The following is a 23,416-nucleotide window of genomic DNA, read 5'->3' on the forward strand; positions in this document are numbered from 1 at the left end:
CGCCTTTTGGCCTCAGCGCAGGCCCTGCCACCAGCGCTCGTTGGTGCGGGCCTTTCCCACCGTGAGCACTTCGCCGATCACCGGCGTGGCGAGCTCGATCTTCTTGGCCTGCGACAGGTCGGCAATGCGGTCCAGCGGATCGTGCCAGGTGTGGAAGGCGAGGTCGAAGGTGCTGTTGTGCACCGAATAGAGCACCTTGCCGCGCAGGTCCTCGAAGGCCTGCACGCTCTGCTCGGGCGTCATGTGGACGGCCGGCCAGTAGGCGTCGTAGGCACCGTTTTCCATCAGCGCCAGGTCGAAGCCGCCGAAGCGCTCGCCGATCTGCTTGAAGCCCGCAAAGTAGCCCGAGTCGCCGCTGTAGAAGATGCGCTGCTCGCCGCTTTGCACCACCCATGAAGCCCACAGCGTGCGGTCGCGGTCGGTCAGCGTCCGGCCCGAAAAGTGCTGCGCCGGCGTGGCGGTGAGCTTGACGCCGTCGTGCTCGCCGCCTTGCCACCAGTCGAGCTCCGTCACGCGCTCCGCAGGCACGCCCATGGCCACCAGCCGCGCGCGCACGCCCAGCGGCACGAAGTAGCGCTGCACGCGCAGCGCGAGGTACTCGATGGTGGCCACGTCGAGGTGGTCGTAGTGGTCGTGCGAGAGGATCAGGCCTTCGATCGGTGGCAACTGCTCGAGCGTGAGCGGCGGCTTGTGGAAGCGCTTGGGACCGACGAAGGTGAACGGCGACGCGCGCTCGCTGAACACGGGGTCGATCAGCCAGTACTTGCCCCGCAGCTTGAGCAGGTGCGACGAATGGCCGAGCCGCACCACATGGTTGGCCTTGGGATCGAGCGCCTCCAGGTCGGCGGTGGCCAGCATGCGCACCGGGATCGGGTCGACCGGCACGGTGCCCACCTTGTCGCCGACGATGAAGCGCGACCAGATCCGCCATCCGCTGGCCGAAGGCAGCACGTCCGGGTTCGGCGGGTTCTGGAAGCTGCATCCCTTGAACTGCGGCGATGCGTCGTAGCGCGCCTCGCACCCGCTGTTGCTGGCGCAGCCCGCGACGAGCGCGCAGCTGGCCGCGAAGAGCGATGTGCCGTAGCCGCGAAGGCGGCGCTTCAGAAAGGAGATCATGGCGAGGTGTTGTCCGGTTTTGCGGCGCGAGCTTAGCCGCCGCGCCGCCGCCAATGGTTTCAGCGGCAGAAACATTCGGCGCACAGGGATATTTCCGCGCCGCTCGTCGTAGGCCATGCGTTCTATGGCCGCCCGCGGCATCGCGCGGCACACTGAAGCGCGCCACGTTCCGCGGGCTTCAAGGAGGCGACCACACCATGAGCAGCAACCGCTATCCCATCATCTACGTGCGCGGCTACGCCATGACCGAGGCCGAGCGCGACGACACCGCGGCCGATCCGTTCTGCGGCTTCAACGTGGGCTCCACGGTCTACCGTGCCACCGTGAAGAAGGATGCGCCGGCGCAGAAGTTCGTCTTCGAATCGCCCGTGGTGCGCCTCCTGGCCGACTTCCAGTACCAGAGCGTCTACCAGAACGGCCTCGACATCCTCGACAACGACTGGAAGCCTTCGCCCGACGAAACCGGCAAGGACGTGGACGGCATTCCGGCCGCATCGATCGTCATCTACCGCTACTACGACGGCGGCTCGGAGCTGCTGGGCGACGGCAAGTCGCGCGACGTGAAAATCTACGCGCAGGGCTTGAGCAAGCTGATCCTCCGCGTGCGCGACCTGGTGGCACTGCGCGAAGGAGCCGCTTTCTCGCCGGCCGACTTCCGCTGCTACCTGGTGGCGCACTCGATGGGCGGGCTGGTGGTGCGGGCCTTCCTGCAGAACCCGGCGCTCGGCGATGCGGCGGCGCGCGCCTGCGTCGACAAGGTGTTCACCTACGCCACGCCGCACAACGGCATCGACATGGGCGGCATCAACGTGCCGGCCTGGCTCACGGCCAACGAGATGAACACCTTCAACCGCGAGCGGATGTCGGAGTTCATGGACACGGCGCCGGTCGATGGCCGCATGGACTACCTGCCGGCCGCCGCGTTTCCGCCCGAACGCTTCTTCTGCATGGTGGGCTCCAACCGCGGCGACTACGAGGCCGCCAAGGGCCTCTCGCGCATGTTCGCGGGCCACGGCAGCGACGGGCTGGTGCGCATCGAGAACGCCTCGCTCTGGTCCATCGACGAGGCCAGGCGCAGCAAGCCGGTGGCCACCGCCTACGCCTTTCGTTCGCACTCGGGCTACTTCGGCATCGTCAATTCCGAGGAGGCCTACCAGAACCTCGTGCGCTTCCTGTTCGGCGACGTGCGCGTCGATCTCTGGTTCGAGGTCGATGGCGTAACCCTGCCGCCGGACCTGCCCAAGGACGCCGACGTCGACGCGCTCTACCAGGTCGAACTGCTGGCCGCGCCGCGCGGCAAGCGCTGGTACCTGAGCCGGCGCGTGGCCGAGGAAGACTCGCCCGCCTGCCGCACGCACAAGGAACTGACCGACCCCGAAAAGCCCGAGCGCCGCTCGATCTATCTCTCGACCGTGTTCCTTGCCAACAAGGCGCGCGTGAAGCAGGACCGGCCGACGCTGGCCTATGCCATGACGCTCGGCGTGCGCGTGCCCGACTACCAGGTGAACAAGAAGTTCTGGCTCGACGGCCACTACGAAGGCAGCTCGCTGTTCCGCGACACGCTGGTGATCGAGATCGCGCCGCCGCAGCCCGACGACCCGGCGCAGAACTGGAACGTGAAGTACGGCTGGCAGACCGACACCGCAGGGCAGGCCTCGCTGCCGATGAGCCCCAAGCAGCTGGCCGACGGCAAGCTGCAGTTCATCGTGCCGCTTTCGAGCCTGGGCGCGGCGCCGGCGGCACCCGGCATCAGCGGCAAGGTGCGGCTGGAGGTGAGCGCCTGGAGTTGAGGAGCGCGTCGTCCGGCGGGCGCCGGCGTCATACTCGGGGCGGTCCAGGGTCCTGCCTTCTCCTCCTCCCCCATGAAAACTGCCGTTCTCGTCATCGACATGCAGCGTGGCCTCTATGACGACTTGCCGCGGCCACACGAGGCCGCCGAGGTCGCGCAGCGCATCAACGATCTCACCGCGCGTGCCCGTGCCGCGGGCGTGCCGGTGGCCTTCATCCAGCACGAGAACGCCGTCGACCTCGAATTCGATTCCGAGCGCTGGCAGCTTTCGAGCGCGCTGGAAGTCGATCCGGACGACACGAAGATCCGCAAGGCCACGCCCGATTCGTTCCTGCGCACGCCGCTGCAGGCATGGCTCGCGGGGCATGCGGTGCAGTGCGTGGTGGTCTGCGGTTACTCGTCGGAGTTCTGCGTGGACACCACCGCGCGCCGCGCCGCAGCGCTCGGCTACGAGGTCGTGCTTGCGGCCGACGCGCACACCTCGCACGACAAGCCGCACGCCACCGGCGACTTCATCCGCGCCCACCATAACGCCACGCTGTCGGACATCACGAGCTTCGGCGTGCCGATCCGCGCGGTGCCCAGCGCGAAGATCGTGTTCTGACCGTTCAGTCCGCTCCGCGCCGCCACACGCGCGCGAGCGCGGCCAGCTTGCCCTTGAAGCTCAGCCGGTCGTTCGACAGCGCGTCGATGAAGTCCGACAGCCGCTGCGACTTCACCATCGTGTAGATCGTGAGCCAGGTCGTGAAGACGAACACCACGCCGAACCAGAGCGCCTTGCGCCACAGCGGCGCGTCGGCCTCGGCCAGCAGGTTCATGCCGAGGAAGCCCGTGGTCACCGTGCCGATCAGGCCGAACAGCGTGACCACCGTGAGCCGCACCACGGTGCTGGCCTGCCGGCGCAGGCTGTCGGCGTCCAGGTAGGTGTTCATGTCGGCGATGCGCGCCTTGACCTCGTCGTAGAGCGGGTCGAGCCCGAGGTGCGCGGTGCACATATGGGAGAGCGCCCGCACCTGCGCCTGCTCCGAGATCTCGTGGAACCAGTAGCGGTGCGTGAAGCGCAGGAAGCGCTCGAAGCTCGAGCGGATCGCGCGCTTGAACTGCTTCACGCTCGGCGTGCTGTGGATGTCGAGCCGCTTGAGCGCCTCGACCAGCTGGTCCGAGAACATCAGCAGCGCCGCCTTCTGGAAATGCGCGATCAGGAACAGCAGGAAGTGCTGGTGGCGGAACTGCGCGAGCACGCCGCGGTCGCGGCAGCAGAAGAATTCAGAACGTGCATCGCCCACCACGATCAGCGCATGGCCGTTGCACAGGTAGCGCGTGTTGGGCGCCGCGCCGGCATCGACCCAGAAGCGGTCGTAGCAGTAGCGGTGCTCGAAGTCGGCCAGGTGCTGCTCCGCGTAGGGCAGGTGGGCATGCTGCGCCGCGTCGGCCTCGGCCGCGCCGGTGACGAGGCCGAGCCGGATGAAGTCGTTGCGCGAGAGGCGCTTGGGATCGTCGAGCGAAAGGTAGGCCATCAGCGGCATGCGGTAGTACTCGATCTGCCGGTAGCGCAGCGCGCCGGGCTCGTCGGAATGGTCGCTCACCAGCGGCTGCATCAGGTAGGCCCAGTGGGCCGAGATGCGCGGCGCGCGGTGCTGGGCCACGTGCGAGAGAAAGGCTTCGCGCTGCTGCGCATCCGAGCGCGCGAGCACGCGGCCGTCGGCGGCCAGCCATTCGACGCTGGCCATGCAATGCAGCGCGCCGCCCTCGGCGTTCCAGCCCGCGGGATAGGCGCGGCCGAAGCGGTAGAGCAGGTCCTGCGCCTGTGCAAGGCTCAGGTGGTTGGCGCCGACCTCGAGGTTGAGCAGCACCACGTCGATGTCGAAGAAGAAGTACAGGTCGCAATGCACCACGTCGAGCGTGATCGGCGCGTCGCCGGCTTGTGCCACCACGCGCACGGCCGCAATGTCGTGGCGGCGGAAGATGCGCATCGGCGAATCGCCGTCGCTGCCGGTGTCCGCGCCGTCCTTGTTCTTCGAGCGGCCCTCGCCGTAGAGAAAGCGCTGCACATACGGCAGGAAGCTCACGAACTCGTTGTAGTGCCTCTCGTGGAAGCGGCTGCTGTCGCCGGTGTATTCGTCGATCTCCTCGCGCCAGGGCGAGGCCTCGCCCATCTCGCGCAGCACATGCCAGGGGCCGTGGTGCGTGGGCTTGGCGTCGGGCGCCGGCACCAGCCGCAGCGGCCAGAGCAGGGCTTGCCTGAAATGCTGCACGGCAGGAGGTGCAAGTACCTCTGCGGACGCGGTGGCCTCGGATGTATTCAGCATCGCGCGAGTGTAGGCAGAAGGGCTGTCAAAACACTGACCTAGGGAAATCCCTGGCTTGGCCTGAAACCGGTTTCATATAAGCTGCAAGCATTGCTTTCGAGGCATGCGCACGGCCACGCCGTGCTCGCCCCACCCATGAACTACCAGTTTCAATTCGACGCCGTCTTCGCTGCCTGGCCGCTGCTGCTCAAGGGCACCTGGATCACGATCCAGCTCTCGCTCGTGGCCACGCTGCTGGGCCTGGTGGTCGCGATTTTTTGCGCCTGGGGCAAGACCTCGGGGCCCGGTTGGCTGCGCTTTGTCGTCAACGCCTACATCGAGGTGATCCGCAACACGCCGTTCCTGGTGCAGCTGTTCTTCTTTTTCTTTGCGCTGCCGGCCATCGGGCTGCGCTGGTCGCCACAGACGGCCGCGCTGGTGGCCATGGTGGTGAACCTGGGCGCCTACGCCACGGAAATCATCCGCGCGGGCATCGAGTCGATTCCCAAGGGGCAGATCGAGGCGGGCAGGGCGCTCAACCTCAAGCCCTGGGAGATCTTCCGCTTCGTGATCATCAAGCCCGCGCTCAAGGCCATCTACCCGGCGCTCACGAGCCAGTTCATTTTGCTGATGCTGAGTTCGGCCGTGGTGTCGGTCATCTCGGCCGACGACCTGACCTCGGTGGCCGCCAACCTGCAGTCGCAGACCTTCCGCAGCTTCGAGATCTACATCGTGGTGGCCGCCATCTACCTTGCGCTGGCGCTGGCCTTCTCGGCGATGTTCAAGCTGATCTACAAGCGCACGCTCAACTACCCGGACCGCCGGTAGCAGGCCCCAGAGCGGAGCAGGAAAAAACCATGCGTACCTTCGGCTTTCCCGAATTCCTTTTCATCCTCGAAGCGGCCAAGTGGACGCTCGCGCTGTCGGCCATTGCCTTCGTGGGCGGCGCGATCTTGGGGCTCGCCATTGCGCTGATGCGAACGTCGGAGTCGCCGTGGGCACGCGGCGTGTCGACCACCTTCATCCAGATCTTCCAGGGCACGCCGCTGCTGCTGCAGCTGTTCCTGGTGTTCTTCGGCGCGCCGGTGCTGGGGCTGGACATCAACCCCTGGGTGGCGGCCGGCGTTGCGCTCATCCTGAACAGCGCCGCCTTCCTCGGCGAGATCTGGCGCGGCTGCATCGAGGCCATTCCGCGCGGCCAGTGGGAGGCGGCGCAGGCGCTCAACCTCAAGTACGCGGCGCGCATGCGCGACGTGGTGCTGCCGCAGGCGCTGAAGATCGCGCTCGCGCCCACGGTGGGCTACGTGGTGCAGATCATCAAGGGCACGTCGCTCGCCGCGATCATCGGCTTCGTCGAGGTCACGCGCGCCGGGCAGGTCGTCAACAACGCCACCTTCCAGCCGCTGGTCGTGTTCTCGGTGGTGGCCGCCATCTACTTCGCGATCTGCTGGCCGTTGTCGCTGCTCGCAGCCCGCATGGAGCGCAGGCGCGCGCGGGCGCTGGCCCGCTGATTCCTTTTCCCTTTCACATTGCTTCCTTCTTTATCCAGGAGACACTTTCCATGACCCGTACCACCACCCGCCGCGCAGCGCTGGCAGCACTTGCATCCCTGGGATTGGGCGCCGCGCTCACCGTGTTCGCACCCTTCGCCTCGGCACAGTCCGTGGCCGACATCAAGAAGAAGGGCGAGATCACCATCGGCATGCTGGTCGACTTTCCGCCCTACGGCACCACCAACGCGCAGAACCAGCCCGACGGCTACGACGCCGACGTCGCCAGGCTGCTGGCCAAGGACTGGGGCGTCAAGGCCAACATCGTGCCGGTGACCGGCCCGAACCGCATTCCCTTCCTGCTGACCAACAAGGTCGACCTGCTGGTCGCGTCGCTGGCCATCACGCCCGAGCGCGCCAAGCAGGTGCAGTTCTCGCAGCCCTACGCGGCCGCGACCATCGTGCTGTACGGCGCGACCAAGGCGCCCATCAAGGCGGCCGGCGACCTGAAGGGCCTGCGCGTTGGCGTGGCCCGTGCGTCCACGCAAGACGTGGCCGTGACCAAGGCCGCGCCCGAAGGCACCGAGATCCGCCGCTTCGACGACGACGCCTCGGCCATGCAGGCGCTGATCTCGGGCCAGGTCGATGCGATCGGCTGCTCGGTGACGGTGGCGGCGCAGATCGCCAAGCGCGTGCCCGCCGGCAGCTACGAGAACAAGTTCACGCTGGTGCAGCAGTCGATGGGCATCGCGATGCGTCCGGGCCAGGAAGAGCTGACCAAGGCGGTGAACGAATTCGTCGCCAAGAACACCGCCAACGGCGAGCTCAACAAGCTCTACCAGAAGTGGCTGCAGGCCGACCTGCCCAAGATGCAATAAGCGAAAGCGCTTGAAGGGAATCCTGGCATGACGACGGAATCGATCATCCGCATGGAAGCGGTCAACAAGTGGTACGGTGAATTCCAGGTGTTGACCGGCATCGACCTGTCGGTGCGCCAGGGCGAGCGCATCGTGATCTGCGGGCCCTCGGGCTCGGGCAAGTCCACGCTCATCCGCTGCATCAACCGGCTCGAGACGGTGCAGAAGGGCCGCATCGTGGTCGATGGCATCGACCTCACCGCCGGAGGCAAGAACGTGGACGCGGTGCGTGCCGAAGTGGGCATGGTGTTCCAGCAGTTCAACCTGTTTCCGCACCTCACCATCCTGGAGAACTGCACGCTCGCGCCGATGCGCTCGCGCGGCATGACAAAGGCGCAGGCCGAAGAGGTGGCCATGAAGTACCTCACGCGCGTGCGCATTCCCGAGCAGGCAAGCAAGTACCCCAGCCAGCTCTCGGGCGGCCAGCAGCAGCGCGTGGCGATTGCGCGGGCGCTGTGCATGTCGCCCAAGATCATGCTGTTCGACGAGCCCACCTCGGCGCTCGACCCCGAGATGGTCAAGGAAGTGCTCGACACCATGATCGGCCTGGCCGAAGACGGCATGACCATGCTGTGCGTGACGCACGAGATGGGCTTTGCCCGCAGCGTGGCCGACCGCGTGATCTTCATGGCCGACGGAAAGATCGTCGAGCAGGCGCCGCCGCAGGAGTTCTTCGGCAACCCGAAGGACGAGCGCACGCGCCAGTTCCTCGGCCAGATCCTGAGTTCGCACCAGGCCCACTGATGTCCTTCCAGGTACTTGTTTCTCTGTCGTCCTTCGGTGCGGCCGAGGTGGGCAGGCATGGCCAGCTCTGGTGCGCGCAGATGGCGTTGGAGGCCGGTGCCGATTCGGTCGAGGTGCGCGGCGAGATGCTGCGCAACGCCGACGCGGAGCTGCCTTCGCTGGCCGGCCTGGCCGCGGTGTATTCGAGCCCCGAGGGGCTCTGGGCCGAAGGCGGCTGGCTCGACAGCGCCGCGCTGGCACGCGGCATCGCGGCCGCAACCAGGCTCGGCGCCCGGCGGCTCAAGATGTCGATCGGCGACTTTCGCGCGTCTTCGCACGGCTCGCTCTGGGGCCTGAAGGTGCAGCTTGCGGAAACCCGTGTCGAACTGCTGATCGAGAACGACCAGACCGTGCGCGCCGGCACGCTGCCCGCGCTGCAGGCCTTCTTCGATGCGGCCGACCACGCCGGCGTCGAGCTCGGCATGACCTTCGACATGGGCAACTGGCACTGGCTCGGCGAGTGCCCGCTGCAGGCCGCGCAGGCGCTGGGCCGCCGCGTGCGCTACGTGCACTGCAAGGGCGCGCAGCGGCTGCCGCACAAGTGGGTGGCGGTGCCGCTGGCCGACTCCGCCGCGCCGTGGCGCGCGGTGCTGCGCGCGCTGCCTGCCGATGTGCCGCACGCCATCGAATATCCTCTGGCCGGCGACGACCTGCCGGCCGTCGTGCGCGCGCAGGTCGACTTCATCCGCGCCGCGCGAGGCTAGGGAGACACACATGACAGAACCCACCGCTTTCGACGTTGCCCTGTTCGGCGAAGCCATGCTGCTGCTCGTGGCCGACCGGCCGGGCCCGCTGGAGGACGCGCAGGCGTTCCACAAGCGCACCGCTGGCGCCGAGACCAACGTGGCCATCGGCCTCTCGCGCCTGGGGCTCAAGGTGGGCTGGGCCAGCCGCCTGGGCACCGATTCGATGGGGCGCTACCTGATCGCGGCGATGAAGGCCGAGGGCATCGACTGCTCGCACGTCATCTGCGATCCGGCGCAGCGCACCGGCTTCCAGTTCAAGGGCCGCGTCACCGACGGCAGCGATCCGCCGGTCGAATACCACCGCAAGGGCTCGGCCGCGAGCCAGATGGGCCCGGCCGACATCGATGAGGCCTGGCTGCGCTCGGCGCGCCACCTGCATGCCACGGGCGTGTTCGCGGCCATCTCCGACACGAGCCTGCAGGCTGCGCTCAAGTCCATGGACGTGATGCGCGCGGCCGGCCGCACGATCTCGTTCGACACCAACCTGCGGCCCACGCTGTGGCCGTCGACCGAGACCATGCGCCACTGGATCAACGAACTCGCCTCGCGCGCCGACTGGGTGCTGCCGGGCATCGAGGAAGGCCTGCTGCTGACCGGCCATGACAAGCCCGAAGACGTGGCGAAGTTCTACCGCCAGCGCGGCGCGAAGCTCGTGGTCGTCAAGCTCGGTGCAGCGGGCGCCTACTACGACAGCGACGTGGCGGGCACCGGGCATGTCGACGGCTTTCCGGTGAAGGAAGTGATCGACACCGTGGGCGCGGGCGACGGCTTCGCAGCCGGCGTGGTGAGCGCATTGCTCGAAGGCAGGAGCGTGCCCGAGGCCGTGCGCCGCGGCGCCTGGATCGGCGCGCGCGCGGTGCAGGTGCTGGGCGACACCGAAGGCCTGCCGACGCGCGCGCAACTCGAAGAAGCAGGACTCTGACCATGACGACGACAAAAAAGAACGTGCTGGTCTTCCGGCCCCTGCCTGAAGACCAGCTGGCACGCCTGCAGGCTGCGCACCATGTGACCGTGGCCGATCCGCGCAAGGAGCCCGAGGCCTTTGCCGCCGCGCTGCCCGGCGCACATGGACTGATCGGCGCGAGCCACACGGTCGATGCGGCGCTGCTCGACGCGGCGCCGCAGCTCCAGGTGATTTCGAGCATATCGGTCGGCGTCGACAACTACCCGTTGGCGGAACTGCACAAGCGCGGCATCGTGCTGTGCCACACGCCCGACGTGCTGACCGAGACCGTGGCCGACACGGTGTTCGCGATTTTGATGGCCACGCAGCGCCGCGTCGTCGAGCTCTCGAACCTCGTGCGCGAAGGCCGCTGGACCAAGAACATCGGCGAAGAACTTTTCGGCACCGACGTGCACGGCAAGACGCTCGGCATCCTCGGCTTTGGCCGCATCGGCCAGGCCGTGGCTCGGCGCGCCGCGCTGGGCTTTGGCATGCCGGTGCTCTACCACGCGCGCCGCCCGGTCGACCTGGCCGCGCAGGCGCCCGAGCTGCAGGGCCGCGCCACGCACACGCCGCTCGACGATCTGCTCGCGCGTTCGGACATCGTGCTGGCGATGCTGCCGCTGACCGACGCCACGCGCGGCATGATCGACGCCGCCTTCTTCGCGCGCATGAAGCCCGGTGCGGCCTTCATCAACGGCGGCCGCGGCGCCACGGTCAACGAAGAAGCGCTGCTGCACGCGCTCGACCACGGCACGCTGCGCGCGGCCGGGCTCGACGTGTTCGCGAAGGAGCCGCTGCCCGCCGATTCGCCATTGCGCACCCATCCGCGCGTGACGCCGCTGCCGCACATCGGATCGGCCACGCACGAAACGCGGCACGCCATGGCGGAGCTTGCGACGACCAACCTGCTGCAGGTGCTGGCGGGCGAGAAGCCGACGGCGCCATACGACACGGCGGCGGCGTGATCTCCCCGAGGATTTTCTCCCTCCCCTTCCGGGGGAGGGCCGGGGTGGGGGCCCGCGGCGCATCCATCGAGCGCCCTGCCTGCCCCCATCCCAACCTTCCCCCGGAAGGGGAAGGAGCCAATCCATGAACCCCAGCGGCCGCGCCACCATCGCCGACGTCGCCGAGGCGGCCGGTGTTTCCAAGGCCACGGTCTCGCGCTTTCTCAACCACCGCGAGCGCCTGCTGAGCCGCGACATCGCGGCGCGCGTGGAAGCGGCCATCGCCAAGCTGGCCTACACGCCGAGCCCGATGGCGCAGGCGCTGAGCCATGGGCGCTCGCGCCTCATCGGCCTGATCGTGGCCGACATCACCAACCCCTATTCGGTGGCCGTGCTGCGCGGTGCCGAGAAGGCCTGCCAGGATGCCGGCTACCTGGTGATGCTGTTCAACCTGGGCAACGAGAGCGAACGCGAGCGCGAGGCCATCGATGCGCTCGCGGGCTACCAGGTCGACGGCTTCATCCTCAACACCCTGGGCCGCGGCAGCAACGTGGTCGACGCGGTCACGCTGCACGGCAAGCCCGCGGTGCTGGTGGACCGCCGCCACACCGGCATGCACACCGACTTCGTCGCGCTCGACAACCATTCGGCCATGCGCGACACCTGCGGCCACCTGGTCGAGGGCGGCTACCGCGAACTGCTCTACGTGACGGAGCCGCAGAAGGGCGTGAGCTCGCGGCGCGAGCGCACGGCCGCCTTCGGTGCCTGCGTGGCCGCGCACGAGCCGCGCGTGGCGGGCGAGGTGTTCGAAAGCGTGGAGGGCGACGGCGCTGCGCTCGACGAGGCATTGCGCGCGCTGCGCCAGCGCGCCAAACGGGGGCGCCGCGCGGCCGTGGTCGCGGGCAATGCGGTGGTCACGCTGCGCATCGCGCAGTCGATGGCGCGGCTGGGCTGGCAGTTCGGGCAGGACCTGGGCTTCGTCGGCTTCGACGATCCCGAATGGGCCTCGCTGATCGGCCCCGGCCTGAGCACCGTGGCGCAGCCGACCGACGCCATCGGCCGCACGGCCGCCACCTGCCTGATCGAGCGGCTGCGCGGGCTCGATGCCGCACCGCGCCAGCTGCTGCTGCCGGGGCAGCTGGTGGTGCGGGGCTCGTCGCAGGCACAGCCGTAGCGCCGCGAGGCGGCATGGCATCATCGTGCGCTGTTTCCCACCGCCCACACATGTCCGCCGATTCCTTCGTCCGCCGCGTTCGCAGCCAGCTCGACCAGTTGCCCGCAACCGAACGCCAGCTTGCCGATTTCGTCCTGGAGTTTCCCGGCGAACTGGCCAGCTATGCGGGCAATGAACTCGCGGAACTCGCGGGCGTGTCGCCTTCCACGGTGAGCCGCTTCATCCGGCGCATCGGCTACGAGAACTATGAAGAGGCGCGGCGCCACGTGCGGGAAGAAAAGCAGACCGGCTCCCCGCTGTTCCAGAACGCCACCGAAGCCTCCAAGCGCGGCCATCTCGTGGCCACGCACTTCCAGCAGTCGCAGGCCAACCTCGCGAACACCTTCGAGCGCCTGGACGACCGGCAGATGGCCGAGATCGTGAAGGCGATCATCGGCGCGGGGCAGGTGCTGATCTTCGGCACGCGCAGCAGCCATGCGTTCGCGCTGTACCTGCGCTGGCAGATCATCCAGGTGGTGCCGCGCGTCACGGCCATCCCGGGACCGGGCGAAACGCTGGCCGAGCACCTGGCGGGGCTGGGCGAGCGCGACTGCGTGATCGTGTTCGGCCTGCGCCGGCAGACCCGCCAGCTCGACACCCTGCTGGCGGCCGCGCACCGCGCCGGCGCAAAGATCGTCTACATCAGCGACCGCGCCTCGCCTGATTTCGCGGATGCCACCTGGTCGCTGCAATGCGACTGCCGCGGCCCGGGGCTGCTGGACAACCACGCGGCCGTGATGGGCGTGTGCGACCTGATCGCCACGATGGTGGTCGAGGCCGCCGGTTCGGCCGGCCGCAAGCGGCTGGCGGCGATCGAGCTGGGGCACGAGGAAAACGGCGAGCTCTGAGGGGCTGAGCTGGCACCCGGCTGTCGAAGCCGAAAAAAACGGGCACGAAGCTTGCGCAGGCTTGTGACTGGATGAAATTTGGATTTCAATTGCACCAAGTAGGTGAAATCCATATGCCATTCAGGTGCGTTGCCGCCTACCATGCGTTCCGCGACACCGGGCTGCGACGCGCAAACGAGCACTTCAATCCTTTCTCAAGGGGTTTTCCATGGCTGGACCTGCACTCTCCTCCGGGCCCGACTCGCCCCGAGTCGCCGAGCTCGATCGCGCGCTCGACACCATCGGCGTCACGCGTTCGCACCACACGATCATCTTCCTGATCCTCATCGGCTGCCTGTTCGATGCCTTCGAGCAGAACGCGGTGGGCATCGTCGGCCCCATGCTGCGCGAGCAGTGGGGGCTGAGTGCATCAGACATCGGTTTCCTGAACACCGTCACCTTCGCCTGCGCAGCCACCGGGCGCATCGTCTCGGGCTTCATTGCCGACCGCTACGGGCGCCGCGTGATGCTGTCGATCGACCTGCTGCTGTTCACGCTCGGTGCGGGCATCTGCGCGATGGCACCGAACTTCACGGTGATGGCGCTGGGCCGCGCGGTGGTGGGCTTCGGGCTGGGCGGCGAGATCGCCATTGCCGTGACCATGCTGGCCGAGTTCTGCTCGACCAAGTTCCGCGGCACGGCCGTGGGGCTGGTGAACGTGGGCGCCGGCGGGCTCGGCAACTTTCTTGCGCCGGCTTTTGGCCTGCTGGTGTTCTGGATGTTCCCGGGCGACAACGCCTGGCGCTGGCTGTTCGCCTGCCTCATGGTGCCGGCTCTGCTTGGCGCGTTCTATCGCCGCTTCATCCCCGAGACGCCGCGCTTCCTGCTGTCGCAGGGCCGCGTCAGGGAGACGAACGCGGTGCTCTCGCGGCTGGCCTCGGGGCGGCTGTCGGGCAAGCTGGCGGCCGAGCGTGAATACATCACCGACGACCGCACGGGCGCGCAGGCCGCACGGCCGAAGGTGCGCGTGACCGAAATATTCCGCGGCGCGCTGGCGCGGCGCACCGCTGCGCTGTGCATCACGATATGGATGACCTACGGCGCGCAGATATCGGTGCTCACGCTGATGCCGACCATCCTCGTGACGCTGGGCTACAGCATGTCCAAGAGCCTGATGTTCACGATGGTGATGCAGGGCGGCAGCCTGCTGGGCGCCATTGCGGCCTCGCTGCTGGGCTTTCACTTTCCGCGCAAGCGGGTGCTGACGGCCGGCGCCGTGTGCGCCTGCCTCGCGGCGCTGGCCATCGGCTTCGTGGCGAAGAGCATCGCCGTGATCCTGGTCGCGGGCGCGGTGTTCCAGTTCTTCGTGCTGCTGCTCAACACCACCATCTGGATCTTCGCCCCCGAGCTGTATCCGACGCGCGTGCGCGCCTTCGGCACCGCTTTCATCCTGGCCACGGGCACCGCCGCGGGCGCGCTGATGCCGCTGGTGGCGGGCCGGCTGTTCGACGCCTTCGGGCTGGTGGGCGTGTTCGGCCTGGCCGCCGCGATGTACGCGGTGTTCGTTGCCAGCGTGCAGTGCGTGCCCGAGACCTATGGCCAGTCGCCCGATGCGCTGCCGCTGGCCGGCGAGGCCGAGCCTGGCGACGGGACGCCGGCAGCGTCGCTGGCGCGTTCGAACTGAGCCGCGCAACAACCGATCTCCCAAAGAAGAAAGCGTCCTTCCGCATGCCAGACATCCTGCTCATCAACCCCAACGCGTCCGTCGCGACCACCGACATGATGGTCGGGATCGCATCGGCCGAAGCCCCCGCAGGCTGCCGCGTGACGGGCCGCACGGCGACCCAGGGCCCGCCGATGATCGTCAACGAACGCGAGCTGGACGCAGCCGCGGCCGAGGTGCTCAAGGTGTGGCGCACGGCGGCGGGCGAGCGCTGGGACGGCGTGATCGTCAGCGCCTTCGGCGATCCTGGCGTGGAACTGGTGCGGCGCGACGCGTGCGTGCCCGTGGTCGGCATCGCCGAGGCGTCGATGCTCGCGGCGGGCGAGGGCGGCCGGCGCTTCGGCATCGCCACCATCACGCCCGATCTCGCGGCGCCCATCGAGGCGCGCGCCGCCGCGCTCGGGCTGCGCGCGCAGTTCAGCGGCATCCGCCTCACGCAGGGCGATCCGCGCGCGCTCGTGGCCGATGCGCGCGCGCTAGAAGAGGCGTTGGCGCAGGCCGTTCAGCGCTGCATTGCCGACGATGGTGCCGAGGCCGTGATCATCGGCGGCGGCCCGCTCGGGCAGGCGGCGCTCGCGCTGACGCCGCGGTTCAAGGTGCCGGTGATCGCGCCGATCGGCGCCGCGATGCGGCTGCTTTGTTCGAAGCTCGCGGTCACGCCCTGAGGCGGTGCGAGGCAACGAAAGAAGATCAGCCGACTTCTGCGATCAGCTCGATCTCGACGCAGGCGCCCATCGGCACCTGCGCCACGCCGAACGCGCTGCGCGCATGCGCGCCCTTCTCGGGGCCGAACACTTCGGCGAAGAATTCGCTCGCGCCATTGGTCACGAGGTGCTGTTCGGTGAACGTGCCCACGGAGTTGACCAGGCTCATGACCTTGACGATGCGCGTGACCTTGTTCAGGTCGCCCACGGCCGCATGCAGCGTGCCGAGCAGGTCGATGGCAATGGCGCGCGCGGCCTGCTTGCCTTCTTCGGTGCCGATGTTCGCGCCGAGCTGGCCGGCCCAGACCTTGCCGTCTTTTTTGGCGATGTGGCCCGAGAGAAAAACGAGGTTGCCGGTGCGCACGAAGGGCACGTAGGCCGCGGCGGGGGCAGCGACGGGGGGCAGGGTGATGCCGAGGCTGGAAAGCTTGTCGTAAACGCTCATTGAAGATCCTTTTCAGTGGGTTGCGATGGAGTCTGTGATTGTGACTGCGCTGCCTCTTCGGCCTGCGCGCGCAGCTCCTCGATGGGACGCACCGTCACGCCCACCTTGAGCGTGTGGCGCGCGCCGCCGTGCAGCACGCCGCGCATCGGCGAGACGTCGGAGTAGTCGCGGCCGATGGCGAGCGCGACGTAGTCTTCGCCGGGTTGGCGCCCGTTGGTGGGGTCGAAATCGGCCCAGCCGCCGGTGCTTTCAGGACCGTCGCCTTCGCCCGGCAGGTAGACCGACACCCACGCGTGCGAGGCATCGGCGCCCACCAGCCGCGGCTGGCCCGGCGGCGGCTGCGTGAGCAGGTAGCCGCTCACGTAGCGCGCCGGCAGGCCCATGACGCGAAAGCACGCGATCATGATGTGGGCGAAGTCCTGGCACACGCCCTTGCGCTGCGCCAGCGCCTCGGCGGCGGGCGTGTTGATCTCGGTGCTGTCGGCGTCGTAGGCGAAGTCGCGGTACATGCGCTCGGTGAGGTCCATGGCCACGTCGAAGGTGGGCCGCTCGGGTGCGAAGCTCGCGCGCGCATAGGCCGCGAAGTCGTCGTGGCGCGGCACGTAGGGCGATGGAAACACGAACTCCGAGGCCGGGTCGAAGGTGGCGTCCTTGCGGTAGCGGAAGCGTTCGCGCACGGCCTCCCAGGGCAGCTCGCGCGCAATACCGGGCGCGAGCTGCGGCGCCCCGGTCTCGACCACGCTTTCGGCCGTGACGACGAGGCTGTCGTGCGTGGCCTCGAGCGCGAAGAAGGCGCGCGTGTTGCCGTAGACGTCGGGCACTTCGCTGCGCTGCGCGGGCGGCGGCTCGATCGCGAGCTTGTGGCTCACGAGCCGCTGCGAGGCGGTGGCCAGCGGCTTCAGGTGGGCCAGGTGCTGCGCCGTTTCGACCGCGGGCGAATACTCGTAGCGGGTTTCGTGCGTGACGTGAAGGAGCATGGGGGTCCTGTGGGGTTGCAGTGCGAAGCGGCGCGGGCCGTCCCGCCTCAGGCGCCGACCGAGCGCAGCGATTCCGAGGTGAGCGTGAAATAGCGCGTGCCGATGGCGTCGGACACATGGTAGGCCGCCGTCTCGCAACTGGCCAGAAGCTGCACCAGCGCCGGGTAGTCGGCCTCGGCGCCGGCCGCGCAGAGATGCTCGAGCGTCCAGGCGGCGGGGTCGGGCAGCTCGTACGACAGCGCGGTGAGCTTGCCGGGCGCGCTGCCGGCCAGGCGCGCGATGCGTCCGCGCAGCGTCTGCGTGACCCACGCCAGCGAGCGCGGGTTCTCGGCATCGAGCACCAGCAGGTCGACCAGCGTGGCCACGTCGCGCCGCTGCTGGTAGCGGGCGTGGAAGGTGATGGTGCTGTCGAACAGCGCCACCATGGCTTCGAAGCCGCTCACTTCGTGCACGGCGCCGTTCTCGAAACCGGCCTCCAGCGCGCTCGCAAGAAAGCCCAGCCGCTCGATGTGGCGGCCGATCGACAGCAGGCGCCAGGCGTCGTCGCGCGTCATGCGGTCGGTCTGCGCGCCGGTCATGGCGGCGAGCGCGGTGCTGGCGGATTCGAGCGCGCGCAGCGCGGCGCCGGTGGCAAAGCTGCCTTCGCCGGCCTGCTCGGCCGCGCGCCGCAGGAAGTCGGCCTCGGCGCGCACGATCTGGTTCCAGGTGTCCTGCGAGAGCCGTTCGCGCACGGCGGCGGCGGCCTGCCGGATGCAGCGCAGGCTGAAGCCCACGCTGCCGCCGCGCGCCACGTCGCCGAGCTCGGCAATCAGCGCGCGTTCGAACACGCGGCGCGACTGCGGCGCGCTCGGCGCCTCGGCCGGCACCAGCGCATTGCGCAGCGCCATGCGGTGCAGCCAGTCGAGCAGCGGACGCGACGACTGGTCTTCGCTGCCCAGCAGGTTGAGCGTGAGGCGCGCGAGGCGCACGGCGTTTTCGGCGCGCTCGGTGTAGCGGCCGAGCCAGAACATGTTCTCGGCCGCGCGGCTGGTCACGGGTGCGCGGTGCCGCGCGAGCGAGGCCGGCGTGGCATGCGGCTGCAGCAGCGTGGTGCGGTCGACCTCGCCGTGCGTCTGCACCCACACGTCGGCGCTGCTGCCGCCGCGCTGCATGGAGGCGATCTGCGCATCGCGGCCCGCCAGCCGCGCCAGCCCGCCCGGCAGCACGCGCCAGGACTGCGGCCCATCGCTCACCGCGAAGACGCGCAGCAGCATGGCGCGCGGCGCGATGTGGCCGGGGCCCATGTCGTTGGCCCAGGTGGGCATCTGCGACAGCGGCAGGTAGCTCTGGACCGTGTGGGCCTCGCCCTCGCGCACGATGCGGCCGGCCCATTCGTCGAGCTCGCGCCGGCTGAGCTTGCTGCCGAGCACCGCGTCGAAGCTGGTCTGCCCGTCCGACCCGGGATAGGTGGGCTTGATGGCGCAATCGCCCAGCTGCGGCAGCACCGCCTCGAGCGCAGCGCGCTCGCCGCACCACCAGGTCGGCAGCGCCGGCAGCTTGAGCTTTTCGCCGATGAGGCGGCGCGCGAGCCCGGGCAGGAAGCCCAGCAGCGCGGGCGACTCGAGGAAGGCCGAGCCCGGCATGTTGGCCACCAGCACGTTGCCGGCGCGAATCGCCTGCAGCAGGCCCGGCACGCCCAGCGTGGAATCGGGGCGCAGCTCGAGCGGGTCGAGGAACTGGTCGTCCAGCCGCTTGATGAGGCCGTGCACCGGCCGCAGCCCCTGCAGGGTCTTGAGGTAGAGGCGCTGGTCGCGCACCGTGAGGTCGCTGCCCTCGACCAGCGTCAGGCCCAGGTAGCGCGCGAGGTACGCATGCTCGAAGTAGGTCTCGTTGTAGGGGCCGGGCGTCAGCAGCGCGATGTGCGGCGGCACGCCGGCCGGGCACATGCGCTGCAGGCCGTCCATCATGGCGCTGTAGGTGGCGGCCAGGCGCTGCACCTGCAGGGCCTCGAACGCCTGCGGAAACTGGCGCGTGATGGCCAGCCGGTTCTCGAGCAGGTAGCCCAGGCCCGAGGGCGCCTGGGTGCGCTGCGACACCACCCACCAGTTGCCGTCGGGCCCGCGGGCGAGGTCGAAGGCCGCGATGTGCAGCCATGTGTCGCCCGGCGGCTTCACGCCATGCATCGCGCGCAGGTAGCCGGGATGGCCGTGCACCAGCGCCGCCGGCAGCAGGCCTTCGGCCAGCAGCTGCTGCGGGCCGTAGACATCGGCCATGACGCGGTCGAGCACGCGCGTGCGCTGCAGCACGCCGGTCTCGATCTGGGCCCAGCTCTCGGGCGAGACGATCAGCGGGAACAGGTCGAGCGACCAGGGCCGCTGCGGACCGTCGGCGTCGGCATAGACGTTGTAGGTGACGCCGTTGTCCCGGATCTGCCGCTCGAGGCTGACCGCGCGCCGTGGCAGGTCGTTGAATCCGCCCGGGCCGAGCTGCTCGAAGAAGGCGTTCCAGGCGGGCGTGAGGGGCGGGGTGTCGCCGGGGGCGGGCTGAAGGACCTGGGTTTGAGTTTGTGTCTGTGATTGAGCCTGCGACGGACCCGGCGGCTGCGCCGCAGCGTCGTAGAGCATGGGCGGCATCGGCGCCAATGGCGCTGCCCCCGCGGCCGGCCGCGCGGGCACCGCGGGCGTGGCCTGCCCGCGCAGTTCGTCGAAGTGGCCGGGCAGGGCGGCCGGCGCGAGCGCCGACGCCAGGGCGGCTGGAAATTCCAGCGCCTGGGCATCGAACAGGGATTCGTTCAGGGGTTCCACAGGAGGTGGATTGTCACATTGCCGTCACCGGCCGGATGACGGGCGATGTGCTGAATGTCCTCTTGCGGGCTTTTCAAACCCCTGTCAGCGCCGCAAATCGAGCGTGAACGGGAATTCGCGGCTGCCCGCGAGCTCGATGGTGGCCGGCGGCGTGCGCATCAGCCCCGGCGTGTGGCCCATCTGCGTGAAGCGCGACATGCGCCGGCTTTCCGCCTCGTAGGCATTGACCGGGAAGGTGTCGTAGTTGCGCCCGCCCGGGTGGGCCACGAAGTACTGGCAGCCGCCCAGCGAGCGCTTCATCCAGGTGTCGACGATGTCGAAGGTCAGCGGCGCATGCGCGCCGATGCTCGGATGCAGCGCCGAAGGCGGGTTCCAGGCCTTGTAGCGCACGCCCGCCACGAATTCGCCGACCGTGCCCGTGGGCTGCAGCGGCAGCATCTTGCCGTTGACGGTGATGACGTGGCGGCTTTCGTTCAGGCCGGTCACGCGCACCTCGATGCGCTCGAGCGACGAATCGACGTAGCGCACCGTGCCGCCGGCCGAGCCTTCCTCGCCCATCACGTGCCACGGCTCCAGCGCATTGCGCAGCGACAGCTCCACGCCCATCGCCTGCACCTGGCCCACCAGCGGAAAGCGGAACTCCAGGTGCGGCGCGAACCAGTCGGCATCGAAGGCGAAGCCGGCCTGGCGCATCTCGCTGATCACGTCGTCGAAATCCATCTTGACGAAGGTCGGCAGCAGGAAGCGGTCGTGCAGCTCGGTGCCCCAGCGGGTGACGGGCGCCTTGTACGGCTCGTCCCAGAAGCGCGCCACCAGCGCGCGGATGAGCAGCTGCTGCGCAATGCTCATGCGCGCATGGGGCGGCATCTCGAAGGCGCGCAGCTCCAGCAGGCCGAGGCGGCCGGTGCTCGAATCGGGCGAGTAGAGCTTGTCGATGCAGAACTCGCTGCGGTGGGTGTTGCCCGACACGTCGATCAGGATGTTGCGCAGCGTGCGGTCCACCAGCCAGGCCGGCATGTTCTGGCCGTGGATCTCGCGGCTTTTCGCGATTTCCTTCAGCGCAATTTCGAGCTCGTAGACCTGGTCGTTGCGCGCCTCGTCCACGCGCGGCGCCTGGCTGGTCGGGCCGATGAACATGCCCGAGAACAGGTAGCTCAGCGAAGGGTGGTTGTGCCAGTAGAGCAAGAGGCTCGCGAGCAGCTCGGGCCGGCGCAGGAACGGGCTGTCGGCCGGCGTGGCGCCGCCCATCACGAAGTGGTTGCCGCCGCCGGTGCCGGTGTGGCGCCCGTCGGTCATGAACTTCTCGGCCGAGAGGCGGGTCTCGAACGCGGCGTTGTAGAGAAACTCGGTGTGGGCGACCAGTTCCTTCCAGTTGTGGGCCGGATGGATGTTGACTTCGATCACGCCCGGGTCGGGTGTGACGGCCAGCATCTTCAGACGCGGATCGCGCGGCGGCGGATAGCCTTCCATCACGATGCGCATGCCGAGCTGCTGCGCGGTGGCTTCGACGGCCGCGACCAGGTCCAGGTAGTCCTCCAGGCGCGCGAGCGGCGGCATGAAGACGTAAAGCACGCCCGAGGCGCTGCCCTTTTTCTCGGCCGCGGGGCCATTGGCGCGGCGCGGATCGCGCACTTCGACGCACAGCGCGGTGCGCGTGACCCAGTGGGCCGATTCGCCGCGCACCGGCTGGCGCGTGGACGGCGTGGCGGAAGAGCGGGTGGCTGCTGCTGCGTCGTCGGCTGCGGTGGCATCGCCGCTCGCGGCCGTGCCTGCGGCGGCCGTCTCGCCCGGCGCCTGCATGCGCAGGGCCGCAGGCACCACCGGCGGCGCACCGAAGGCATAGGGCACGGCGCCCAGGTCGGCGCCCGCTGCGCCGCCGGCCGGCACGGCATAGCGCGCGCGGTAGTCGGCCGAACTCGGCAGCGCGGCGCGCGGCGCGGTGGGGTCGCGCTCGACCAGGTAGGGGTAGTCGCCCTTGCTGGCCCAGGGCTGCGAATCGAGCGGCAGGCGGTAGCCCATCGGCGAATCGCCCGGGATCAGGTAGAGCCGGTCGTCGCGCAGGAACCAGGGGCCGGTCTTCCAGCCCGGGCCTTCGAGCGCGGGCGCGTCGGCATTGGCGTTGGCGGGTTCCAGCGGCAGCATGTAGCCGATGACCGCGTCGAGCTTCTGCGTGAACACGCGGCGCAGGCGGACGCGCTCGAGCTCGTCGTCGAGCTTCGATTCGAAGGGGTCGACGTTGACCGGCAGGCGGCGTTCGCGCCAGAGGTAGTAGTAGACGTCTTCGTAGCCGGGCTGGACGTAGCGCTCGGTGATGCCGAGCTTGTGCGCCAGCACGGTGGTGAAGCGGCGCGCGTCTTCGCTCGTGTAGTGCGTGGGCACGCGCTCGTCGGCGAAGAGTTCGGGGTCGTGCCAGAGCGTCTGGCCGTCGGCGCGCCAGAAGATCGACAGCGCCCAGCGCGGCAATTGCTCGCCCGGGTACCACTTGCCCTGGCCGAAGTGCAGGAAGCCGCCCTGGCCGTACTCGGCGCGCAGCTTGTGCACGAGCTCGGTGGCATAGCCGCGCTTGGTGGGGCCGAGCGCATCGGTGTTCCACTCGGGCGCGTCGCGGTCGCTGGTGGCCACGTAGGTGGGCTCGCCGCCCATCGTGAGGCGCACGTCGCCGGCTTTCAGCCGCGCATCGACTGCGTCGCCGAGCGCGAGCACCTCGGCCCATTGCTCCTCGGTGTAGGGCTTGGTCACGCGCGGCGATTCGTAGATGCGCGTGACCTTCATCTCATGGCCGAAGTCGACCTCGGCTTCGTCCACCCCCCCTTCGATGGGCGCGGCGCTCGAAGGCGTGGGCGTGCAGGCGAGCGGGATGTGGCCTTCGCCGGCCAGGAGGCCCGAGGTGGCATCCAGGCCGATCCAGCCCGCGCCGGGCAGGAAGACCTCGCACCAGGCGTGCAGGTCGGTGAAGTCGACCGTGGTGCCGCTCGGGCCGTCGAGCGCCTTGACGTCGGGCGTGAGCTGGATCAGGTAGCCCGAGACGAAGCGCGCCGCCAGGCCGCAATGGCGCAGCAGCTGCACCAGCAGCCAGCCCGAGTCGCGGCAGGAGCCGCTGCCGCTGGTGAGCGTTTCTTCCGGCGTCTGCACGCCGGGCTCCATGCGGATCAGGTAGTTGACGTCCTGCTGCACCTGCTGGTTGAGGCCGACCAGGAAGTCGATGGTGCGCTGTTCCTTGCGCTCGATCTTGTCGAGGTAGGCCGACAAGAGCGGCGTGGGTTCCTCGGTGACGAGATAGGGCGCGAGTTCCTCGGCCTGCGAGGCGGTGTACTTGAACGGGAAGTTCTCGGCCTGCGGCTCGAGGAAGAAGTCGAAAGGGTTGTAGACCGCCATCTCGACGACCAGGTCGACCGTGACCTTGAACTCGCGCGTCTTCTCGGGAAACACGAGCCGCGCCTGGTAGTTGGCGAACGGGTCCTGCATCCAGTTGACGAAGTGCTCGGCCGGCTCGACCTGCAGCGAATACGAGATGACGTTGCTGCGGCAGTGCGGCGCGGGGCGCAAGCGCACGACCTGCGGGCCCAACTGCACCAGGCGGTCGTATTTGTAGTGGGTGACGTGGTGGAGTGCGGCGTGAATGGACATGCGTTTTGTGTGCAGTACTGCGAGATTGCATCGAAAAGATGTCTCTTGTGAGACGCATACTAGCCCAGAAGCAAAGCAATTAACGCGCCACTGAGCGC

At 68.8% G+C, this 23,416-nt stretch carries 19 protein-coding genes; 13 read left to right on the forward strand and 6 right to left on the reverse strand.

Annotated elements, in window-relative coordinates:
- Window positions 1–12 precede the first annotated feature (12 nt).
- Window positions 13–1,116, reverse strand: a complete 1,104-nt coding sequence (locus tag VPA02S_RS26145; RefSeq protein WP_062366519.1) for an MBL fold metallo-hydrolase — start codon at window positions 1,114–1,116, stop codon at window positions 13–15.
- Window positions 1,117–1,313: 197 nt separating this feature from the next.
- On the opposite strand from VPA02S_RS26145, the gene VPA02S_RS26150 reads away from it, so the two are divergent.
- On the forward strand, window positions 1,314–2,906 hold the full coding sequence (locus VPA02S_RS26150) for an esterase/lipase family protein (RefSeq protein ID WP_012748519.1): 1,593 nt from the start codon (window positions 1,314–1,316) through the stop codon (window positions 2,904–2,906).
- A 72-nt stretch (window positions 2,907–2,978) separates the two neighbouring features.
- Window positions 2,979–3,509, forward strand: coding sequence for a cysteine hydrolase family protein (locus tag VPA02S_RS26155; RefSeq protein WP_062366521.1), 531 nt, complete (start codon window positions 2,979–2,981; stop codon window positions 3,507–3,509).
- Between the two features lie 4 nt (window positions 3,510–3,513).
- Here the strand turns inward: VPA02S_RS26155 and VPA02S_RS26160 are convergent, their stop codons facing one another.
- A complete protein-coding gene (locus VPA02S_RS26160; protein ID WP_062366523.1) occupies window positions 3,514–5,214 on the reverse strand; it encodes a hypothetical protein in 1,701 nt (566 codons plus the stop codon).
- A gap of 135 nt (window positions 5,215–5,349) precedes the next feature.
- Between VPA02S_RS26160 and VPA02S_RS26165 the strand changes: the two genes are divergently transcribed.
- The 11 genes from VPA02S_RS26165 (at window position 5,350) to VPA02S_RS26215 (ending at window position 15,447) form a co-directional block, all read left to right on the forward strand.
- Entirely contained in the window at window positions 5,350–6,021 is a 672-nt protein-coding gene (locus tag VPA02S_RS26165) for an amino acid ABC transporter permease (RefSeq protein WP_012748516.1), read from the forward strand.
- 29 nt (window positions 6,022–6,050) lie between these two features.
- On the forward strand, window positions 6,051–6,704 hold the full coding sequence (locus tag VPA02S_RS26170) for an amino acid ABC transporter permease (protein ID WP_062366525.1): 654 nt from the start codon (window positions 6,051–6,053) through the stop codon (window positions 6,702–6,704).
- Between the two features lie 50 nt (window positions 6,705–6,754).
- The gene (locus tag VPA02S_RS26175; protein WP_062366527.1) at window positions 6,755–7,561 is read left to right on the forward strand and encodes a transporter substrate-binding domain-containing protein; all 807 of its coding nucleotides are present in this window, start codon (window positions 6,755–6,757) and stop codon (window positions 7,559–7,561) included.
- 27 nt (window positions 7,562–7,588) lie between these two features.
- Entirely contained in the window at window positions 7,589–8,344 is a 756-nt protein-coding gene (locus VPA02S_RS26180; protein WP_062366529.1) for an amino acid ABC transporter ATP-binding protein, read from the forward strand.
- Window positions 8,344–9,087, forward strand: a complete 744-nt coding sequence (locus VPA02S_RS26185) for a sugar phosphate isomerase/epimerase family protein (RefSeq protein ID WP_062366531.1) — start codon at window positions 8,344–8,346, stop codon at window positions 9,085–9,087. The genes VPA02S_RS26180 and VPA02S_RS26185 overlap by 1 nt, the downstream gene beginning before the upstream one ends.
- A gap of 10 nt (window positions 9,088–9,097) precedes the next feature.
- Window positions 9,098–10,051, forward strand: coding sequence for a sugar kinase (locus tag VPA02S_RS26190; protein ID WP_012748511.1), 954 nt, complete (start codon window positions 9,098–9,100; stop codon window positions 10,049–10,051).
- Between the two features lie 2 nt (window positions 10,052–10,053).
- The gene (locus VPA02S_RS26195) at window positions 10,054–11,040 is read left to right on the forward strand and encodes a 2-hydroxyacid dehydrogenase (RefSeq protein WP_062366533.1); all 987 of its coding nucleotides are present in this window, start codon (window positions 10,054–10,056) and stop codon (window positions 11,038–11,040) included.
- Between the two features lie 124 nt (window positions 11,041–11,164).
- On the forward strand, window positions 11,165–12,193 hold the full coding sequence (locus VPA02S_RS26200) for a LacI family DNA-binding transcriptional regulator (protein ID WP_062366534.1): 1,029 nt from the start codon (window positions 11,165–11,167) through the stop codon (window positions 12,191–12,193).
- A 50-nt stretch (window positions 12,194–12,243) separates the two neighbouring features.
- Window positions 12,244–13,080 (forward strand): MurR/RpiR family transcriptional regulator, encoded by an 837-nt coding sequence (locus VPA02S_RS26205; RefSeq protein WP_012748508.1) that lies wholly within the window; start codon window positions 12,244–12,246, stop codon window positions 13,078–13,080.
- Between the two features lie 208 nt (window positions 13,081–13,288).
- Window positions 13,289–14,743, forward strand: coding sequence for an MFS transporter (locus tag VPA02S_RS26210; RefSeq protein WP_018905922.1), 1,455 nt, complete (start codon window positions 13,289–13,291; stop codon window positions 14,741–14,743).
- Window positions 14,744–14,787: 44 nt separating this feature from the next.
- On the forward strand, window positions 14,788–15,447 hold the full coding sequence (locus tag VPA02S_RS26215) for an aspartate/glutamate racemase family protein (RefSeq protein WP_062366536.1): 660 nt from the start codon (window positions 14,788–14,790) through the stop codon (window positions 15,445–15,447).
- Window positions 15,448–15,472: 25 nt separating this feature from the next.
- On the opposite strand, the gene VPA02S_RS26220 is transcribed toward VPA02S_RS26215, so the two are convergent.
- The 4 genes from VPA02S_RS26220 to VPA02S_RS26235 form a co-directional block, all read right to left on the reverse strand.
- On the reverse strand, window positions 15,473–15,931 hold the full coding sequence (locus VPA02S_RS26220) for a RidA family protein (RefSeq protein ID WP_012748505.1): 459 nt from the start codon (window positions 15,929–15,931) through the stop codon (window positions 15,473–15,475).
- Window positions 15,928–16,908, reverse strand: a complete 981-nt coding sequence (locus VPA02S_RS26225) for a transglutaminase family protein (RefSeq protein WP_012748504.1) — start codon at window positions 16,906–16,908, stop codon at window positions 15,928–15,930. Before VPA02S_RS26225 ends, VPA02S_RS26220 begins: the two co-directional genes overlap by 4 nt.
- 47 nt (window positions 16,909–16,955) lie before the next feature.
- Complete coding sequence (locus VPA02S_RS26230) at window positions 16,956–19,691, reverse strand: circularly permuted type 2 ATP-grasp protein (protein ID WP_062366538.1); 2,736 nt, start codon at window positions 19,689–19,691, stop codon at window positions 16,956–16,958.
- Window positions 19,692–19,775: 84 nt separating this feature from the next.
- Window positions 19,776–23,318, reverse strand: a complete 3,543-nt coding sequence (locus VPA02S_RS26235) for a transglutaminase family protein (protein ID WP_062366539.1) — start codon at window positions 23,316–23,318, stop codon at window positions 19,776–19,778.
- Window positions 23,319–23,416: the final 98 nt, after the last annotated feature.

The sequence above is a fragment of the Variovorax paradoxus NBRC 15149 genome (genome assembly GCF_001591365.1).
Classification (GTDB): Bacteria; Pseudomonadota; Gammaproteobacteria; order Burkholderiales; family Burkholderiaceae_C; genus Variovorax; species Variovorax paradoxus.

Bases quoted from the DNA above. Each gene is read 5' to 3' on its own strand.
- VPA02S_RS26220 (WP_012748505.1), bottom strand. From the start codon at position 15,931: ATGAGCGTTTACGACAAGCTTTCCAGCCTCGGCATCACCCTGCCCCCC.
- VPA02S_RS26170 (WP_062366525.1), top strand. From the start codon at position 6,051: ATGCGTACCTTCGGCTTTCCCGAATTCCTTTTCATCCTCGAAGCGGCC.
- VPA02S_RS26200 (WP_062366534.1), top strand. From the start codon at position 11,165: ATGAACCCCAGCGGCCGCGCCACCATCGCCGACGTCGCCGAGGCGGCC.
- VPA02S_RS26185 (WP_062366531.1), top strand. From the start codon at position 8,344: ATGTCCTTCCAGGTACTTGTTTCTCTGTCGTCCTTCGGTGCGGCCGAG.
- VPA02S_RS26210 (WP_018905922.1), top strand. From the start codon at position 13,289: ATGGCTGGACCTGCACTCTCCTCCGGGCCCGACTCGCCCCGAGTCGCC.
- VPA02S_RS26180 (WP_062366529.1), top strand. From the start codon at position 7,589: ATGACGACGGAATCGATCATCCGCATGGAAGCGGTCAACAAGTGGTAC.
- VPA02S_RS26175 (WP_062366527.1), top strand. From the start codon at position 6,755: ATGACCCGTACCACCACCCGCCGCGCAGCGCTGGCAGCACTTGCATCC.
- VPA02S_RS26195 (WP_062366533.1), top strand. From the start codon at position 10,054: ATGACGACGACAAAAAAGAACGTGCTGGTCTTCCGGCCCCTGCCTGAA.
- VPA02S_RS26145 (WP_062366519.1), bottom strand. From the start codon at position 1,116: ATGATCTCCTTTCTGAAGCGCCGCCTTCGCGGCTACGGCACATCGCTC.
- VPA02S_RS26225 (WP_012748504.1), bottom strand. From the start codon at position 16,908: ATGCTCCTTCACGTCACGCACGAAACCCGCTACGAGTATTCGCCCGCG.
- VPA02S_RS26235 (WP_062366539.1), bottom strand. From the start codon at position 23,318: ATGTCCATTCACGCCGCACTCCACCACGTCACCCACTACAAATACGAC.
- VPA02S_RS26215 (WP_062366536.1), top strand. From the start codon at position 14,788: ATGCCAGACATCCTGCTCATCAACCCCAACGCGTCCGTCGCGACCACC.
- VPA02S_RS26155 (WP_062366521.1), top strand. From the start codon at position 2,979: ATGAAAACTGCCGTTCTCGTCATCGACATGCAGCGTGGCCTCTATGAC.
- VPA02S_RS26160 (WP_062366523.1), bottom strand. From the start codon at position 5,214: ATGCTGAATACATCCGAGGCCACCGCGTCCGCAGAGGTACTTGCACCT.
- VPA02S_RS26165 (WP_012748516.1), top strand. From the start codon at position 5,350: ATGAACTACCAGTTTCAATTCGACGCCGTCTTCGCTGCCTGGCCGCTG.
- VPA02S_RS26150 (WP_012748519.1), top strand. From the start codon at position 1,314: ATGAGCAGCAACCGCTATCCCATCATCTACGTGCGCGGCTACGCCATG.
- VPA02S_RS26205 (WP_012748508.1), top strand. From the start codon at position 12,244: ATGTCCGCCGATTCCTTCGTCCGCCGCGTTCGCAGCCAGCTCGACCAG.
- VPA02S_RS26190 (WP_012748511.1), top strand. From the start codon at position 9,098: ATGACAGAACCCACCGCTTTCGACGTTGCCCTGTTCGGCGAAGCCATG.